12 protein-coding genes are annotated in these 16460 nt (G+C 65.9%); 2 read left to right on the top strand and 10 right to left on the bottom strand.

What is annotated here, in order from left to right:
- Window positions 1-110: 110 nt before the first annotated feature.
- From J2R76_RS36775 to J2R76_RS36750, 6 genes are all read right to left on the bottom strand, one after another.
- Window positions 111-1199 (bottom strand): S1C family serine protease, encoded by a 1089-nt coding sequence (locus tag J2R76_RS36775; RefSeq protein ID WP_253625663.1) that lies wholly within the window; start codon window positions 1197-1199, stop codon window positions 111-113.
- Between the two features lie 97 nt (window positions 1200-1296).
- Window positions 1297-2172: a dihydrodipicolinate synthase family protein gene (locus tag J2R76_RS36770; RefSeq protein WP_057019254.1), complete on the bottom strand. Its 876-nt coding sequence runs from the start codon at window positions 2170-2172 to the stop codon at window positions 1297-1299.
- Complete coding sequence (locus J2R76_RS36765; RefSeq protein ID WP_253625662.1) at window positions 2165-3121, bottom strand: NAD(P)-dependent oxidoreductase; 957 nt, start codon at window positions 3119-3121, stop codon at window positions 2165-2167. The genes J2R76_RS36770 and J2R76_RS36765 overlap by 8 nt, the downstream gene beginning before the upstream one ends.
- Before the next feature lie 23 nt (window positions 3122-3144).
- Window positions 3145-4785, bottom strand: a complete 1641-nt coding sequence (gene pgm / locus J2R76_RS36760) for a phosphoglucomutase (alpha-D-glucose-1,6-bisphosphate-dependent) (protein WP_253625661.1) — start codon at window positions 4783-4785, stop codon at window positions 3145-3147.
- 230 nt (window positions 4786-5015) lie between these two features.
- On the bottom strand, window positions 5016-6668 hold the full coding sequence (locus J2R76_RS36755) for an acetolactate synthase large subunit (RefSeq protein ID WP_253625660.1): 1653 nt from the start codon (window positions 6666-6668) through the stop codon (window positions 5016-5018).
- Between the two features lie 78 nt (window positions 6669-6746).
- Complete coding sequence (locus J2R76_RS36750; RefSeq protein WP_253625659.1) at window positions 6747-9413, bottom strand: M1 family metallopeptidase; 2667 nt, start codon at window positions 9411-9413, stop codon at window positions 6747-6749.
- Window positions 9414-9662: 249 nt separating this feature from the next.
- On the opposite strand from J2R76_RS36750, the gene J2R76_RS36745 reads away from it, so the two are divergent.
- A complete protein-coding gene (locus J2R76_RS36745) occupies window positions 9663-11117 on the top strand; it encodes a GH1 family beta-glucosidase (RefSeq protein WP_253625658.1) in 1455 nt (484 codons plus the stop codon).
- A gap of 1 nt (window position 11118) precedes the next feature.
- Here J2R76_RS36745 and J2R76_RS36740 read toward each other — a convergent pair whose 3' ends face one another.
- A complete protein-coding gene (locus J2R76_RS36740) occupies window positions 11119-12186 on the bottom strand; it encodes a maleylacetate reductase (protein ID WP_253625657.1) in 1068 nt (355 codons plus the stop codon).
- Window positions 12187-12206: 20 nt separating this feature from the next.
- Window positions 12207-13187 carry a helix-turn-helix domain-containing protein gene (locus J2R76_RS36735; protein WP_253625656.1) on the bottom strand — a complete coding sequence of 327 codons (981 nt, stop codon included), beginning with the start codon at window positions 13185-13187 and terminating at the stop codon, window positions 12207-12209.
- A 152-nt stretch (window positions 13188-13339) separates the two neighbouring features.
- Here J2R76_RS36735 and J2R76_RS36730 point away from each other — a divergent pair, with 152 nt between their 5' ends.
- The gene (locus J2R76_RS36730; protein WP_253625655.1) at window positions 13340-14065 is read left to right on the top strand and encodes an alpha/beta hydrolase; all 726 of its coding nucleotides are present in this window, start codon (window positions 13340-13342) and stop codon (window positions 14063-14065) included.
- A 197-nt stretch (window positions 14066-14262) separates the two neighbouring features.
- Here the strand turns inward: J2R76_RS36730 and J2R76_RS36725 are convergent, their stop codons facing one another.
- Window positions 14263-15756, bottom strand: a complete 1494-nt coding sequence (locus tag J2R76_RS36725; RefSeq protein WP_253625654.1) for an NAD(P)/FAD-dependent oxidoreductase — start codon at window positions 15754-15756, stop codon at window positions 14263-14265.
- Window positions 15757-15877: 121 nt separating this feature from the next.
- Entirely contained in the window at window positions 15878-16327 is a 450-nt protein-coding gene (locus J2R76_RS36720; protein ID WP_057019245.1) for a cupin domain-containing protein, read from the bottom strand.
- Between the last annotated feature and the right edge of the window lie 133 nt (window positions 16328-16460).

Genomic DNA, 16460 nt, shown 5'->3' with positions numbered 1-16460 from the left:
TTAGCGGATTTTGGCGGCCTGACAACCACAGCGCCGGCCAGAGGACAGGCGTGTCGTCGCGCGGCGCGCGGAAGCACAATCCGGTGGCACGCGTCAGGCCAGTGACGACATCATTGCGCCCGGCCGATATCGACGATGGCGACCTCGACATCGCGCGCCGAGCCGTCGCGGTTCACGCTGAGCCGCACTTTCTTGCCGACCCCGATCTGCTCGAGCTGGTCGGCCAGATCGGAGAGCCGGTGCACCGGCTTGCCGTCGACCGCGGTGATCACGTCGCCGAGCTCACCGGTCGACATGTCGACCCCGCGTATCCCGGCGCGCTCGGCCGGCGACCCCGGTGTCGTGCGCACCACGATCAATCCTTCGGCACCGATACGCGTGGCGACCGCCTCATTCGCGGTCACGATGCCGATCCCCGGCGTCGGCACGCGGCCGTTGCGGATCAGGTCTGGCACCACGCGATTGACGATGTCGACCGGGATCGCAAAGCCGATGCCGGCATTCGAGCCCGACGGCGACAGGATCGCCGTGGTCACGCCGATCAGCCGGCCGGCGGAATCGAGCAACGGGCCGCCCGAATTGCCCGGATTGATCGCGGTGTCGGTCTGGATCACATTGGAGATCTCGCGCCCGCTCGAGGTCGGCAGCCGGCGCTTGAGCGCGCTGATGATGCCGCTGGACATCGATTGATCGAGCCCGAACGGGTTGCCGATCGCATAGGCAAACTGGCCGACCTTGAGATCGGCCGAGCTGCCGAGCGCCAGTGACGGCGGCAGCTTGCGCGCGCTGCGGATGCGCAGCACCGCCAGGTCGTAGTTCGGCGCCGTGCCGACGATTTCGGCGCGCACCGCTTCGCCGGAGGCAAAGCGGATCGCGACCTGGCTTGCGTTCTGCACCACGTGATTGTTGGTGACGACGTGGCCGTCATTGTCCCAGACAATGCCGGTGCCCGACGCCGCGCTGCCCTCTTGCTCCTCGCTCAGCGGATTGGCGGCGGTTTGCGTCACCACCTGCACGACCGACGGCGAGACCTTCTCGAAGATCTCGACATTGGCCTTTTCGGCATCCGACAGCGCGCCGCGCTCGGCGACCGCGCGGGCAGCCGGGCCGCTCCACGGCGCCTGACGGATGCTGCCGGCCGCGAATATCAGCAGAATGGCCGCGATCACGGCCAGTACAAGGACGGTACGCCGATTCATTGCTGTGCTCCACGCAACAAACGCGCTGACCAAGCGGAGGTTTCCGGCATGGCCAAGGCGGATTGCCCGGCATTTTGCCGCGCAGTCCCCGACGGCTTCAGGCCAGATCGCGCAACGCCGCCTCGACCACCTTGCGCTGCTCGGCCGTGAGCGGCGCCTGCGGCGGCACGGGATCGCCGACGTCGTAGCCCTGGCTCGCGAGCCCGGCCTTGATGCAGGCGGCGAGGTTGAAGCGGGCAAACGCCTCGTTGATGCGCCACAGCTTGCGCTGCAGGGCCATCGCCTCATCCCAGCGGGTGCGGCGGCACAGATTGTAGAGCTCGACGCTTTGCCGCGGGATGATGCAGGCCGGGCCCGCCATCCAGCCATGGCCGCCGATCAGCATCACCGCGGCCGGAATATGGGCGGAGGCCGAGAACACTTTCAGGCTGTCGCCGCAACGGTTCATGATCGACAGCAGCCGCCCGGTGTTGGTCGACGCGTCCTTGATGTAACCGATGCGCGGATGCCCGGCGAGCCGCGCGATGACGTCAAGCGTGAGGTCGGAGCGCTGGAAATTCGGATTGGTATAGATCACGACCGGAATGTCGACGGCGTCGGCGATGGCGCGGAAATAGGCTTCCACCTGCGCATCACCGACCGGAAAATACGCCTCCATGATCGCGAGAATGCCGGTCGCGCCGCGCTTCTGGTAGGCCTTGGCCTGCGCCACCGCATCCGCCGTCGAGGTCGAGGCGACGCCGGCGACCACCGGCACGCGGCCCTGCGCGGCCTCGATCGTGGTCGCCACCACCTGCATGCGCTGCGCATTGTTGAGGTAGGCGAATTCGCCGGTCGAGCCGAGCGGCGTCAGGCCGTGGACGCCGGCCTTGACCAGATCGTCGCAGAGCCGGCCCAGCACCTCGGTGCGGACATGGCCAGCAGGGTCGACCGGGGACACCAGGTACGGAAAGACGCCGTGGAAATCAGCCATTTGCGAGCCTCGTTGACGGCGAGACATAATCGGGATCGTGCGCAAAGGGAAGCGGCGCGCCGCTGCGCAAGGCGCCGAGCACCGCTGCGAAATCCGTGCCGGCGCGGAAGCCGAGCAGCCGTTCGGCCTTGCCGGCATCGTAGATCCGGCCGATCGATTTCGGCAGGCGCCAGCCACGCCGCGCGAACAGCGCCGGCGCATCGGGGAATGTGCGCGCGATGACCCCGGCCGCGTCCGTCTTCAGGTCGGCGACATCGCCACGCTTGAACGGCGTCGGCGCGCTGATCACGAAGACCTCGAAGCCGCGGATCTTGTCGAGCGCCACGACATGGGCATCGGCGGCGTCCTCGACCGTGAGGCGGCGGTACAACAGCTCTGTCGCCTTCAGGTTCTCGCCATGGATGTCACGGATGGTGTCGTCATCCTCCGGGAAGAAGCGGCTGGTGCGCAGCGCCGCGCAGTTCAGCCCGTGCTCGCGGCTATACAGGCGGCACAGCCCTTCAGCGGCGAGTTTTGTCACTCCGTAGATGTTGCGCGGCTCGAGCGGTCCTGTCGTCTCGTCGAGCCACACCGCAGCATGGCCTTCCTCGTCGCGGATCGCCTGCGAAATCATCAGCGAGGTCGTCGAGGTGAAGACGAAACGGTCGTGGCCGGCAGCCACTGCCGCCTGCAGCAAATTGAGCGTGCCTGTGACGTTGACGTCGACAAAGGCCTGCGGCGCGAACCGCGCGATATCAGGCTTGTGCAGCGCCCCGCCATGGATCACGGCCTCGATGCCGTGATCGGCGAACACACGCTCGACCACCGATCGTTCGGCTACCGAGCCTGTGACATCGGTCGCCTCACCCGGGACGACGTCGAGGCCGACCACGTCATGGCCGGCCTGTCGAAGCCGCGGCGCGAGGAAACGGCCGAGCCAGCCGGAGGAGCCGGTCAACAATATTCGCATGAATTCTGCCCGGCCCGCGCCTTTCAGAACACCTTGGCGATCGCGGCCTGCGCATCGCCCTGGATCTGCTTCAGATGATCCGGCCCGCGGAAGCTCTCGGCGTAGATCTTGTAGACATCCTCGGTGCCGGAGGGACGCGCGGCGAACCAGCCCGCCTCGCTCTCGACCTTGATGCCGCCGAACGGCTGGTCGTTGCCCGGCGCCTTGGTCCTGACCGCGCGCACGGCATCGCCGGCGAGCTGCGTCATGTTGAGCTGCTCGGGCCCGAGCGCCTTCAGCGCGTTCTTCTGCTTCGGCGTCGCCGCCACATCGATGCGCTCGTAATAGGGAACGCCGAGTTCGGCGGTCAGCTCGCCGAACAATTCGCTCGGATCGCGGCCGGTCCTGGCGATGATCTCGGCTGCCAAGAGGCCGAGGATGATGCCGTCCTTGTCGGTGGTCCACACCGAGCCGTCGCGCTTCAGGAACGAAGCGCCCGCGCTCTCCTCGCCGGCAAAGCCGAAGCCGCCGCTGCCGAGCCCGTCGACGAACCATTTGAAGCCGACCGGCGTCTCGACCAGCTTGCGGCCCAGCCTCTTCGCCACGCGATCGATGATCGAGCTCGACACGATGGTCTTGCCGATCGCGGCGTCCTTGCTCCATTGCGGCCGGTGCGCGAACAGATAGGCGATCGCGGTGGCAAGGAAGTGGTTCGGGTTCATCAGCCCGTTCGAGCGGGTCACGATGCCGTGGCGGTCGGCGTCGGTGTCGTTGGCGAAAGCGACGTCGAAACGGTCGCGCATCCCGATCAGGCTCGCCATCGCATAAGGCGACGAGCAGTCCATCCGGATCTTGCCGTCCCAGTCCGCGGTCATGAAGCGGAAGGTCGGATCGACCGCCTCGTTGACGACTGACGCGTTGATGCCGTAGCGCGCGATGATCGGCTGCCAGTAGTGCACCGCCGCGCCGCCGAGCGGGTCGATGCCGATCTTGACGCCGGCAGACTTGATCAGCGCGAGATCGACGGTGTTGCCGAGATCGGCGACATAGGGCGTGATATAATCGTGCAGATGCGTGGTCGCCGCCTTGCGCGCGCGATCATAGGACAGCCGCGCGACGCCCTTGAGGCCGGCCTCGATGTAGCGGTTGGCGTTCTTCTCGACCACGGCGGTGACGTCGGTGTCGGCCGGACCACCATGCGGTGGATTGTACTTGTAGCCGCCGTCCTCCGGCGGGTTGTGTGACGGCGTGATGACGACGCCGTCGGCGAGGCCCGCGCTACGGCCCTTGTTGTAGCTCAGAATCGCATGCGAGATCACCGGCGTCGGGGTGTAGCCGGCCTGCGCGTCGATCATGATCTCGACGCCGTTGGCCGCGAACACCTCGACCGCGCTGGCCAGCGCCGGCTCAGCCAGCGCATGGGTGTCGATGCCGATGAACAGCGGTCCGGTGAGGCCCTTCTCGCGCCGGTAATCGCAGATCGCCTGCGTGGTGGCGAGGATATGGTCCTCGTTGAAGGAATTCTTCAGCGACGAGCCGCGATGGCCCGAGGTGCCGAACGCAACCCGCTGGGCGGGATCGCCGGCGTCGGGCTTGCCGGCAAAATAGGCCGTGACCAGCCGCGGCACATTGGCGAGCGCGGCGGGATCGATGGGTTTGCCGGCGGCAGGATTTGGTGCAGTCACGTGACCTCTCAGATCTGGTATCGCCGACCATCTGCGCAATGGTGATGCAGTGGCGTGCTACCATGGCGGCTTACGTTCAATCAAGCCGAGGGCTTTTCGTTCCTTGCCCACCGCAACCGTGCTTTAGCGTCTTGTTTGAGCATGATCTCCGCGCAAACGCTCTGCGTTTGTCGCGAGGAAAGCCGCTTCGCACTTTGCGCTAACGCGGCCCTTCGGGTCCGGATCATGCTCTACGACACATCGATCTGCTGCACCTTCTCGCGCAATTCGTCGACCAGCACCCGCTTGTTCTCGGTATAGTCGATCGGCACCACGACAAGATGCACGCCGCCGCCGGAAAACGCCCGTTCCAGGGTCGGAACGATCGCATCCGTGCTCGCGATCCGCGAACCCTTGGCGCCGTAGCTTTCGGCGTATTTGACGAAATCCGGATTGCCGAAGGTCAGGCCGAAATCCGGGAAATTGTCGACCGCCTGCTTCCAGCGGATCATGCCGTAGGCGGAATCCTCCAGGATCAGGATTACCAGATTGAGATTGAGGCGGACGGCGGTCTCGAGCTCCTGCGAGTTCATCATGAAGCCGCCATCGCCACAGACCGCGAGCACGCGGTTCTTCGGATACAGCATCGCCGCCATCATCGCCGACGGCAGGCCGGCACCCATGGTCGCGAGCGCGTTGTCGAGCAGCAGCGAGTTCGCGAGCAGCGTGCGGTAATTGCGCGCGAACCAGATCTTGTACATGCCGTTGTCGAGCGCGACGATGCCGTCCTCGGGAATGACCTGCCGCACATCGTGCACGATGCGCTGCGGCGTCGGCGGCCAGCGGCCCTCGGTGGCGCGATCGGTGATCTTGGCCAGAATGCTTTGGCGCAGGCTGAGCAGCGCGCTGGCATGCGGCAGCTTCCCCTCGACCCGATCGGCCAGCAATTCGAGGCTCGGACCGACATCGCCGATCACCTCGCATTGCGGGAAATAGACCTGCTCGACCGTTGCCGGCATGTAGCTGACATGGATCACCTGCGGTCCCTTCGGGCCCATGATGAAGGGCGGCTTCTCGACCGTGTCGTGACCGATCGCGATGATGAGGTCAGCGCGGTCGATCGCCTCGTGCACGTAGTCGCGCTCGCTCAGCGCGGCGGTCCCCATATACTGATTGGTGCCGCCGGACACGGTGCCCTTGCCCATCTGCGTGTTAATGAACGGGATTTTCGTGCGCCGCACGAAATCGCCGATCCCGGCAGTCGAACGCGGACGCGATGCCGCAGCACCAAGCATGATCAGCGGGCGCTGCGCCTTCAGGATCATGTCGGCGGCGCGGTCGAGCGCGGCGGCGTGCGCGATCGGAATCTCGATCGGATGCGGCGGTATCATTTCGACCGGCGCAGTTTCCTCGCCAGCGATATCTTCCGGCAGTTCGAGCAGTACCGGCCCCGGCCGTTCCTGCGTCGCAATGCGGAAGGCGTCACGGACCAGGGTCGGAATGGTCGCGCCGCTGACGATCTGCAGCGACAATTTGGTCAGCGGGCGAAACGTGTTGACGATGTCGACAATCTGGAACTTGGCCTGCCGGCTGCTCAGGATGCCCTTCTGGCCGGTCAGCATCACCATCGGCATCGCGCCGAGCAGCGCATAGGCGGCGCCTGTCGTGAGGTTGAGCGCGCCGGGGCCAAGCGTCGTCATGCAGACGCCGGGCCTTCCGGTCAGCCGGCCATAGGTCGCCGCCATGAACGCCGCGGCCTGCTCGTGGCGGGTCACGATCAGTTTGATCGAGGATTTGCGCAGGCCCTCGACCACGTCGAGGTTCTCCTCGCCGGGGACGCCGAATACCCGCTCCACGCCCTCATTCTCGAGGGCCGCGACCAGCAAATCGGAACCTTTGACCATCTCAGCCTCGCATCGTTGATTGCATGCCGCGCACGGAGCATAGCCGCATCGCGGGCCGCCGGAAACTGCTTCGCGATCTCACGGTTTGCGCGCCCTGATCCAGCCGTCGGCGGCGGGCAGCACGCGCGCGGCGAGATCGGCCGAGATCGCGATCGCCTGCACGGATCGCGCCACCATCACCCGTCCGCCGGTGGTCGATTGCGACGGAGCAAACGCGGCCAGTTCCGCCGCATGGTCCTCATCGGTAAAATTGGTCATGAAGTTCGGCACGAACTGGTCGCGGAAGTTCGGCCCCTGCCTTGCCAGCAACGTATCGAAATTAGTCCGGATGAAGTCCCAGGCGAGCTGCGGCTGCTCGCCTGAAGACGCAACCGCGTTGATCATCCCCGTCACGATCGTGTCGGGCAATTCGTTGGTCAGCGTCAACGCCAGCGTCGCCCGCGCCAGTTCGGCATCGCGGGCGCTTGCCGCCGCGAGATAATAGCGCAGCCGTTCATTGGTCGCCGTGCTGTTGCGCGCGAGCGCCAGCAGCTGGTCGTAGGTCGCCCGATCGGCGGTCACACCGACAACATGCGTGACGGCATCGCGCAATGCGGTCGGAAGCGAATTGGGATCATCGACGAATGCCGCAAAGCGCCGCTTCGCTTCCGCCACAATAGCCGCATCCCCGAGATCGCCAAGCGTCGAGATCAGGCTTGCACGCAACAACGCAGTGTCATCGTCGCCTGAACCGGCGCCGTCCCATCCGACCCGATCGAACACCGGGCGCAGCTTGGCGCGGGCATAGGCCTGGATCACCGGCCGCTCGGTGCGGCCGCGCGACAGCCGGTTCAGCGCCGCGAATGTCGAGATCACCTGGTCCCACACCGCGCGTTGGTCACCGGCATCGAGCGCATCGAGCAGCGCGAGATAGGACGGCGCCTCCGCGCGGCCCGCCTGCACCAGCGCCCAGCTGTCGGTAACGACATTGAGACGGTCGGCGACCTGCATTTGCGGGAATGCGTTCAGCAACGCCGCACGGTTCTTCGGGCCATACTCGACCCTGTAGTAACCGACGTCGCCCAGGTTGACCTTGATCGCATCGCCGCAGGCGCCGGCCGGGATATCGGTGCTCCCCTTCAACAATATCTCGTCAAACGGCTTGCCATGCGCCGGTCCGACCGCAACGGGGATCTGCCAGTTGCGGGCCGGCAGCGGCGGATTGTTGGCCGGCGCGATCACGAAGCGATCCTGCCGCAGGGTCAGACGTTGCGCCATGCCATCGCAGGCCGCCTCGGCCACGACCAGCGGCACGCCGTCCTGCTCGGTGAAGGAGGCGGCGATACCGGTGATGGTCTTGCCGCCGCTACTCTCGAGCGCCTGCCAGAGATCAGCGGTCGTCGCGTTGCTGTAGGCATGCGCGGCCATGTATTTGCGGATGCCGTCGCGGAACGCCGGTTCGCCGAGATAGGTCTCGAGCATGCGGATCAACGCCTGCCCTTTGCTGTAGGTGATGGCGTCGAACGCCGTCACCGCTTCGCTGTGATCGGCAATCGGCTGCTGCACGGGATGCGAGGTGCGCCGCGCATCGAGCGCCATGGCGAACTGCTTCGCGCCGTAGCCGTTCAGCCAGCCCTGCCATTGCGGATAGAACTGCTCCGAGGCCTTGGTTGCCATCCAGCTGGCAAAGCCCTCGTTGAGCCAGAGATTGTCCCACCACGCCATGGTGACGAGATCGCCGAACCACATATGCGCCATCTCGTGCGCGATGATGGCGAAGATGCCACGCCGCGCGGTCTCGGCGGACGTCGCGGGATCGAACAGCAGCCGGCTCTCGAAGAAGGTGATGCCGCCCCAATTCTCCATCGCGCCGCCGAACCCGCCCGGAACTGCGATCAGGTCGAGCTTCGGCAGCGGATATTTGACGCCGAAATAGTCGTTGTAATAGGCGAGCAGCTTCACCGCGCTGTCGAGCGCGAACCGGCCCTGCCCGCTCTTGCCCTCCGTCGTCACCACGCCGACCGTGACGCCGCCGGCATCCGCTGTGACGCGCTCGAGCTCGCCAACCGTGAGCACGAACAGATAGCTCGACATCTTCGGCGTCGGCGCGAACGCAACCTTCTTGAGATCGCCGGCGACCGGCTCTTCGCTGGTCACGGGCATGTTGCCGACCGCGAGCAGATTGCGCGGAATGACGACGGTCAGCGCGAAGCTCGGCTTGAACGACGGCTCGTCCCAGCACGGGAAGATCCGCCTCGCATCGGCCGGCTCCAGCTTGCTGGAGATCATCCGCTTGATCCCGGTCCTGGTCGGGTAGTCGACCGAGAACAGGCCGGTGCTGAATTTGTTGATCTGCGCCGTGAAGGCGATACGCAGCTTGTGGCGGCCGGCCGCAAGCGGCCTGGCGAAGGTCAGCGTTGCGGTCTGCGCGGCGGCGTCGGTCGCGACCTCCGCGTGCTGCGCGCCGTCATCGATCGTGACCTCTGCGAATGTCGTGTTGACCGCGTTCAGCGTCAGCTGCGCGGTCGCCTCGCGTACCTCGATGTCGACGGTCTCGACGCCTGGCAGAGCGAGGCTCGTGATATCAGGCGTCAGCTCGATCGCGTAATGCAACGGGACGACCGTCTTCGGTAGCTTTCCGGGCGTGCGGTCGAACGAAAATGTCTGCTCGGCCTGCGCGCTTGCGGCCATCGCCAAAGCCAAGCCGATCGCAGTGGCAAGACGACGCAGCAGCGCCGTTCGGACATGGGTTGCAGGCTTGTTCATCGCGCGCAGCTCACGGGAATCTCGGGGATATTCGGATGTCATTGCGGAATGACGTAGCAGGCAATCTAGTAGAGAAAATGTCGCCACAAAACTGACAACTCCGCGACATTGACATCACAATGGTTCGCATTGATTGGTGCGCCGTTCGCCACGGCGCTTTGGCCCACCGACCCTTGTTGCTCAACGGCGGAATGGAAGGTTAACCTACGGCCCGCATTCCAGCGGCAACATCCGCGACGGGAGACAACAATGTTCGGAAAGTTCTCGCGCCGGCAGTTTGCGGGCCTTGCAGGCCTCTCGGCGCTCGGTTTGACCGGCCCTGCCGAGGCTGCAAACCGCGCGTCGCGGCCGGACGGCACGAGCTTTCCCACGGGCTTCGTCTGGGGCACCGCAACCTCGTCCTACCAGGTCGAGGGCGCGGTCAATGAGGACGGCCGCGGCCCATCGATCTGGGACACTTTCACCCACACATCGGGCAAGATCGAGGACGGCTCGACCGGCGACCGCGCCAACGATCACTATCACCGCTACAAGGAGGACGTCCGCCTCATCAAGGATCTCGGCGCCAAGGCCTATCGCTTCTCGATCGCCTGGCCTCGGGTATTTCCCGATGGCACCGGCACGCCGAACCCGAAGGGCCTCGACTTCTACAACCGCCTGGTCGACGAGCTGCTGGCGAACGGCATCGAGCCCTACGCCACGCTCTATCACTGGGACCTGCCCCAGGCGCTGCAGGACCGCGTCGGCGGCTGGCGCTCGCGGGACACTTCGAAGGCGTTCGGCGACTATGCCGGCTACGTGGCGCAGCGACTGACCGACCGCGTGAAGAACGTCTTCACCCTCAACGAGGTCGGACGTTTCCTCCCGTTCGGCTATGCGCTCGGCGTCGACGCCCCGGGGCTGAAGCTGCCGGCTGGCGAGGTGAACCAGGCGCGCCATCATGTGGCGCTGGCGCACGGCCTTGCGGTGCAGGCGATCCGCGCCAAGGGCCGTGCCGGCACGCGGGTCGGGCCGGCCGAGAACATCACCGCCTGCGTGCCCGCCTTCAACACGCCGGAGAACATCCGCGCCACCGAGACCGCGACCCGCGAGCTCAATGCAGGTTTTCTCGGTGTCGTCCTCGAAGGCAAGTACACCGAGGGATTCCTGCAATATGCCGGCGCGGATGCGCCCAAATTCACCGCGGACGAGCTAAAGATCATCTCGCAGCCCAATGATTTCGTCGGGCTGAACATCTACGCGCCGCAATGCTACATCCTTGCCACCGACCATGCCCCCGGCTGGAAGCCGCTGCCGATGCCGGCTTCCTTCCCGCATATGAGCTCGGAATGGCTGCGGATCGCGCCAGAGACGATCTATTGGGCGCCGCGGATCGCCGCCAAGCTGTGGAACATCAAGAGCATCTATATCAGCGAGAACGGCACGTCCGGTGAGGACAAGGTGCATCCGGACGGGCAGATCTACGATCTCGACCGCATCATGTTCCTGCGCAACTATCTCGCCCAATTGCAGCGCGCGACCGCCGACGGGGTCCCGGTCCACGGCTATTTCCTGTGGAGCCTGATGGACAATTTCGAATGGATCTTCGGCTATGAGAAGCGCTTCGGCCTCTACCGGGTGGATTTCGAGACCCAGGCCCGGGTGCCGAAATTGAGCGCGGCGTTCTACCGCGACGTGATCGCGCGCAACGCGATCGGGGTGTGATCTATTCGGCCTGCGGCCGCGACCCGGACCACGCGCGCTTCAGCAGGTCGCGGATGCCGCTCTCCTCGATCGGCCTCGGATTCCAGTAAGGATTTTTGGTGGCGAGCGCGGCCGCCTTTGCGATGCCGTCCTCGGGCATGCCGATCTCGGCGAGCGAGCGCGGCGCGCCGAGCCTTGCCGACAGATCGAACAGGCCATCGGCGGCGCTGGCCGCCCCAAGCGCGTTCGCGGCACGGCCGATCGCCTCGCGTGCGGCCGGCGTGTTGTAGGCGATGGTATGCGGCAGCAGCACCGCATGGGTCTCGGCATGCGGCAGGTCGAACAGCGCGCCGACGGTGTGGCAGAGCTTGTGATGCAGCGCCATGCCGACGGTGCCGAGACAGACGGCGCACAGCCAGGCACCATAGAGCGCGTCCGCGCGTGCCTCGAGATCGCGCGGACGCGCGATCACGTTGGGCAGCGACGAGGCAAGCTTCGCAATCGCCTCTTCCGCCATCAGCCAGGTGATCGGGTTGCCGTCCCGCGCGTACAGCGCCTCGGCCGCGTGCGCGATCGCGTTGAGGCCGGAGATCGCGGAGAATTTTGCCGGCATCGAGATCGTCAGGTTGACGTCGTAGATCACGGTCTCGGGCAGGATCTTGGGCGATGATTGCGTGGTCTTGACGCCGTCGACGGTCTCGCCGAGCACCGGCGTCATCTCGGAGCCGGCATAACTGGTCGGCACGATCAGTTGCGGCAGGTCAGTGCGCAGCGCAATCGCCTTGCTGAGGCCGGTCGCGGCACCGGCGCCGATCGCAACCACGCCGTCCGGCTTGAGCTCGCGGACGATCTCCATCGCATGTTCGGTCACCGCGACCGGCGTGTGCACCACTGCACCGTCGAACAATCCGGCCACACGGCCGCCGGTCAGGTCAGCAAGATCGCCGAGCTCGGCCTGCTGCCGCCGGCTCGCCAGCACCAGCGCGCGATTGATGCCGAGCCGGTCGAGCTCGTCCGCCAGCTGCGCGACGGTGCCGACCCCAAACACGACCCGCATCGGGCTGACCTGGTAGGTGAACGGCTGCGTCATGGCGATTTCCGAAGCGTTGGTCAGCCGCGGCGCCAGTCGCGCGGCGTGCAGCCGAAGCGGTGCCTGAAGCGCCGCGTGAAATGCGACAGGTCGGAGAAGCCCCAGTCGAACGCGATGTCGCCGATCGCGCGCCCGGCGACCGCGCGATCCCTCAGATCGCGCGCGGCGCCGTCGAGACGGCGGTCCATCACATGGCTGGCGAATGTCGTGCCGGCGCGCTCGAACAGTTTGTGGACATAGCGCTCGCTGATGCCGATCGCAGCCGCAATGGCGGCAACGCCGAGGCCGGGCTCGCGCAGCCTGCGGTCCACGGCACGGCGCAGCGCAAGCCAGGTCGCGTCGGCAAGGCTTGCGCTCTCCCCGACACCTGCGCGACCACTGCGCGACAGGCTGAGCGCGACCAGATCGAGCAGCACGCCGAACAGCCGTGCGTTGTCCGCGTCCGAAGCACGGAGCGCGGATGTGTTCAGGACCTGCGCCGTCTCGGTGATGAGATGGCCAACGAAGGGATCATCCGAAACCCGCGCCGGCGCGACCTCGGGCGCCGACGGCAGCCGTTCATCGAGCGCCCCGGCCGGCACCCAGAACGAGGCGACCTGCAGCGCCGGGCCGCGGTCGTGCAGCAGCGCGAAGCGCTGGCCGCTGTCGAAGATTCCGACCTGCCCCGGCGACAGGCTGATCTCGCGTCCCGCCTGCTGGATCCGGCAGCGGCCGACAAGCTTCAGATTGAGGTAGTAGCAGCGCCGGCTGGACGCGGCGATGTCGGCAGCGGAGCGCCGCACGACATGCTCCGGGAAGCTGACCCGGTTGACCGCGCCATCGCCGAGCCCAACGGTCTCGACGCGGGCGAGGAAGCCCGGCGTCGCCGGCGGCTCCGGCGTCAGGTTCATGAAGGCCTGGCAGATCGCCTCGCGGTAATACGCGAACTGCTCGCCGGGCCTCGTATCCGCGGTATTCCAGCTCAGCCTGCGCGAGCGATCCGCGGCGGCGATTTGCTGCATCAGTTCACTCCGAGCCCAGTCCGGTTCGCTCACAGCCAAGCGCGTTCCGCGGGTCCAGGTCAATATCCAGGTCAATATCCATCAGGAAGCGGATGAAACTTGCGCGTATTCCGGGCCGTCCGGACGCGGCAATCCAGACAGGGAGGTACAACATGTCGACCTATGTTCTCGTCCATGGCGCCTGGCATACCGGCGCCGAGTTTGAGCCGGTTGCGGCTGCCATCCGCAAGGCCGGCCATGTCGTCCACACCCCGACCATCAGGGGCAACCGGCCCGGCGACCGGAAGGACTCCGGGCTCGCCGAGGCGATCCAGTCGATCGTGGATTATCTCGCCGAGCATAATCTGAGCGACATCGTGCTGGTCGGCCACAGCTATGGCGGCATGGTCATCACCGGCGTTGCCGACGCCGCCGCGAACCGCATCCGCCGCCTCGTCTACTGGAACGCCTTTGTCCCGAACAATGGCGAATGCCTCAACGACATGGTGCCGCCGCACTATCGCGGCCTGTTCGACGCCATTCATGCCGAGCGGGGCGACGGCTCGGTGGTGCTGCCGTTCCCGATCTGGCGCGAGGCCTTCATCAACGACGCCGATCTCGAGACGGCGCAGCGCACCTATGACAAGCTCAACCCGCACCCGTTGAAGACCTTCCAGGACAAGATCGCGCTGCGCAGCAATCCCGCCGAGATGCCAATCGCGAAATCCTACGTGAATTGCACGGAGGACACCGCGATGCCGCACAGCCTGCCCTGGCATCCGCGGTTGTCGGAGAAGCTCGGGCTGTTCCGCCTGGTCCAGGTGCCGGGCAGCCACGAGCTGTGCTTCTCCAACCCCGAGCGGCTGGCGCAGCCCTTCCTCGACGCCGGCCGCGATTAGCGGCCTCCGTTTCACCTCGCCCCGCGTGCGGGGAGAGGTCGGAACGCATCATTAGATGCGTTCCGGGTGAGGGGGAGTCTCCACAAACGCAGCTATCACCGCAGATGCGGGGACGGCCCCTCACCTCAACCCTCTCCCCGTAAGAACGGGGAGAGGGAGCGCAGCGCCCTTGCTGCTCGCCCCAATCCCGTGATGCTCTACGCTACCGCTCTGTATGCTGGCGCAGTCGCGAGGAAGCGGGCATAGGCGTCGGCGTCCGGCGGGGTGAACTTTTCGACGAGCGGGTTGCGGCGCGACGCCTTGGTGCCGATGTCCGCCAGCAGCTCGTCGAAATGCTTGAAGTGGTACGGCGCGACGCACAATCCGCCATAGACGCCCGCTGCCGGACGCTCAACGCGCTTGAAGTTCAGCATCATCGCGATGTTGTCGTGCATCTCGGCCGCGCTCGGCTGCCGCGCCAGCTGGCCGTCGGCGTAGCGCACCAGCCAGTTCGCAGCGAGATCGGCGCACAGCACGGTGCAGAAGCTCGAATTGAAGCCGACGAAGCCCATGTCGGGCAGATCGGGATTGGCGATCAGCCGGTAGAGCCGGTACTGCCCGTCGGGCTCGACCAGCTTGCTCTGATACTCCTCGGGCAGGAACGGCACGCCGAGCTTGTAGCCGATCGCGAGCACCGCGACGTCGGCCGCGACGCGCTGGCCGCCGCTCATCACGATGGTCTTGCCGTCGTAATGGTCGAAGGTACCGCGCACCGCCTTGATCCGGCCGTCGGCGACCATCGGATAGAAGCCGGGGGTTGCGATCGGCACCGAGCAGTTGACGCCGTCCTCGATCCGCTCCTTCGGCACCATGCCGCATTGCTTCAGCTTGAGCTGCATCTTCAGCATGCTCTCGAGCCCGCGCCAGTTCGCCCACACGAACGGCTTTGCCACGACATGCGCGAGGCGCGCCATCGGCCCGATGCCCCAGCTGGCAAACATCTGCTCCTGCGCGCGGATGTAGAGGATGCGCTTGAAGTTGACGAGGCCGCCGACGAAATAGGGAATCCGCCAGACCGGCTCGCGAAACACGATGGTGACTTCGCTGGCGCCGGAATTGACCGCATTCACCGCGATGTCGGTCGCCGATTTGGAGCCGCCGAGCACCACCACCTTGCGGCCCTTGGCAAGCGTTGGATCGCCGTATTGCGATGAATGCAGGATCTGCCCGCCCTGCGCCTTGAAGCCGTCCTCGCCGGCCAGCGGCAGGGCCTGCGGCTCGTTGAATTGCCCGGTGCAGACCGCGACGAAGTCGAAATCCTCGTGGCCGGTGGCGCCGTCGGTCGAGCGCAGCGCCAGCGTCCAGCCCGGCCTGCCGTCAGTGCGACGCGTCATGGTCTCGACCTTGGTGTCGAACCGCATCGCGCCGTCGAGCCCGTGGCTGCGGGCATAGTCGCGCAAGTAGGCATGAACCTGCGGACCCTTCGGCCATTCCGGATAGGACTCCGGCATCGCCTTGTCGGTGTAGCGATAGAGCTCCTTCGGGCTCTGGGTCTGCACGTCGGGATAGGAGCGCGCCGGCTCCCAAACGCCGCCGAGATCGCCGCTGCGCTCGATGATGGTCACCTTGTGGCCGCGACCGGCAAAGGCCTTGCCGGCGGCGAGCCCGGAAATGCCGGCGCCGATGACGCACACATGCTTCTGCTTGACCATGAAACCGCTCCGAATTGAATGAACAGGTCCAATTTCGTTAAGCGCACGCGTCCCCGTCATCGCCGGAGTCCAGCTCCGGCGATTGCCGCCTCGTGTGCGTATTGTCTGTTTGACCGCCGGGCTAGTCGTTGGCTTCCGGCGGCAGGAAGTCCACCTCGTGCTCGGCGGAGATACGCACCACTTCGGCGGGGTCCTGCAGATTGTGCAGCTTCTCGAACAGCGCCTCGAGCTTCTGCATCGGCGACACCCAGAACAGCGCCCGCGCCGGCTTGTCCGACTTGTTGAAATAGCCGTGCGGGATGCCGCGCGGCATGCGCACGAGGTCGCCGGCCTTGGCCTGCACCCAGACGCCGTCGAGCTTGAGGTCGAGCACGCCTTCCTGCACCAGGATGAACTCGTCCTGGGTCGGGTGGATGTGCACCGGCACGAACTGGCCGGGATCGCTGTTGGTTTCGAACGCGAAGGTCGAGTCGGTGACCGCCTTCGGATAGTAGATTTGGCCCAGGATATTCCAGGTCTTGCCGCCGTAGCCGGTGCCGGTTCGGGTAATGCCTTTTTCGAGCGTGCCCATGTCAGCCTCTCCAGTTTTGATGCGCAGTGCCGGCACGGAGCCTGTCGCCGGCCGGTGAGGCTGTCTAGCCGATAAACGAATCCACACCCGGCACCTTCATGCTGCAATGCGGGAGCATTGCGCCGGCCGGCTG

Source organism: Bradyrhizobium sp. USDA 4532, assembly GCF_024171315.1.
GTDB classification, from domain to species: Bacteria; Pseudomonadota; Alphaproteobacteria; order Rhizobiales; family Xanthobacteraceae; genus Bradyrhizobium; species Bradyrhizobium australafricanum.
The sequence above is the reverse complement of the archived record's forward strand: the minus strand, read 5'-3'. Positions and strand labels throughout refer to the sequence as shown.

Coding starts and splice junctions, on each gene's coding strand:
- J2R76_RS36775 (WP_253625663.1), bottom strand. CDS start 1,199: ATGAATCGGCGTACCGTCCTTGTACTGGCCGTGATCGCGGCCATTCTG.
- J2R76_RS36770 (WP_057019254.1), bottom strand. CDS start 2,172: ATGGCTGATTTCCACGGCGTCTTTCCGTACCTGGTGTCCCCGGTCGAC.
- J2R76_RS36765 (WP_253625662.1), bottom strand. CDS start 3,121: ATGCGAATATTGTTGACCGGCTCCTCCGGCTGGCTCGGCCGTTTCCTC.
- J2R76_RS36755 (WP_253625660.1), bottom strand. CDS start 6,668: ATGGTCAAAGGTTCCGATTTGCTGGTCGCGGCCCTCGAGAATGAGGGC.
- J2R76_RS36750 (WP_253625659.1), bottom strand. CDS start 9,413: ATGAACAAGCCTGCAACCCATGTCCGAACGGCGCTGCTGCGTCGTCTT.
- J2R76_RS36745 (WP_253625658.1), top strand. CDS start 9,663: ATGTTCGGAAAGTTCTCGCGCCGGCAGTTTGCGGGCCTTGCAGGCCTC.
- J2R76_RS36740 (WP_253625657.1), bottom strand. CDS start 12,186: ATGACGCAGCCGTTCACCTACCAGGTCAGCCCGATGCGGGTCGTGTTT.
- J2R76_RS36735 (WP_253625656.1), bottom strand. CDS start 13,187: ATGCAGCAAATCGCCGCCGCGGATCGCTCGCGCAGGCTGAGCTGGAAT.
- J2R76_RS36730 (WP_253625655.1), top strand. CDS start 13,340: ATGTCGACCTATGTTCTCGTCCATGGCGCCTGGCATACCGGCGCCGAG.
- J2R76_RS36725 (WP_253625654.1), bottom strand. CDS start 15,756: ATGGTCAAGCAGAAGCATGTGTGCGTCATCGGCGCCGGCATTTCCGGG.
- J2R76_RS36720 (WP_057019245.1), bottom strand. CDS start 16,327: ATGGGCACGCTCGAAAAAGGCATTACCCGAACCGGCACCGGCTACGGC.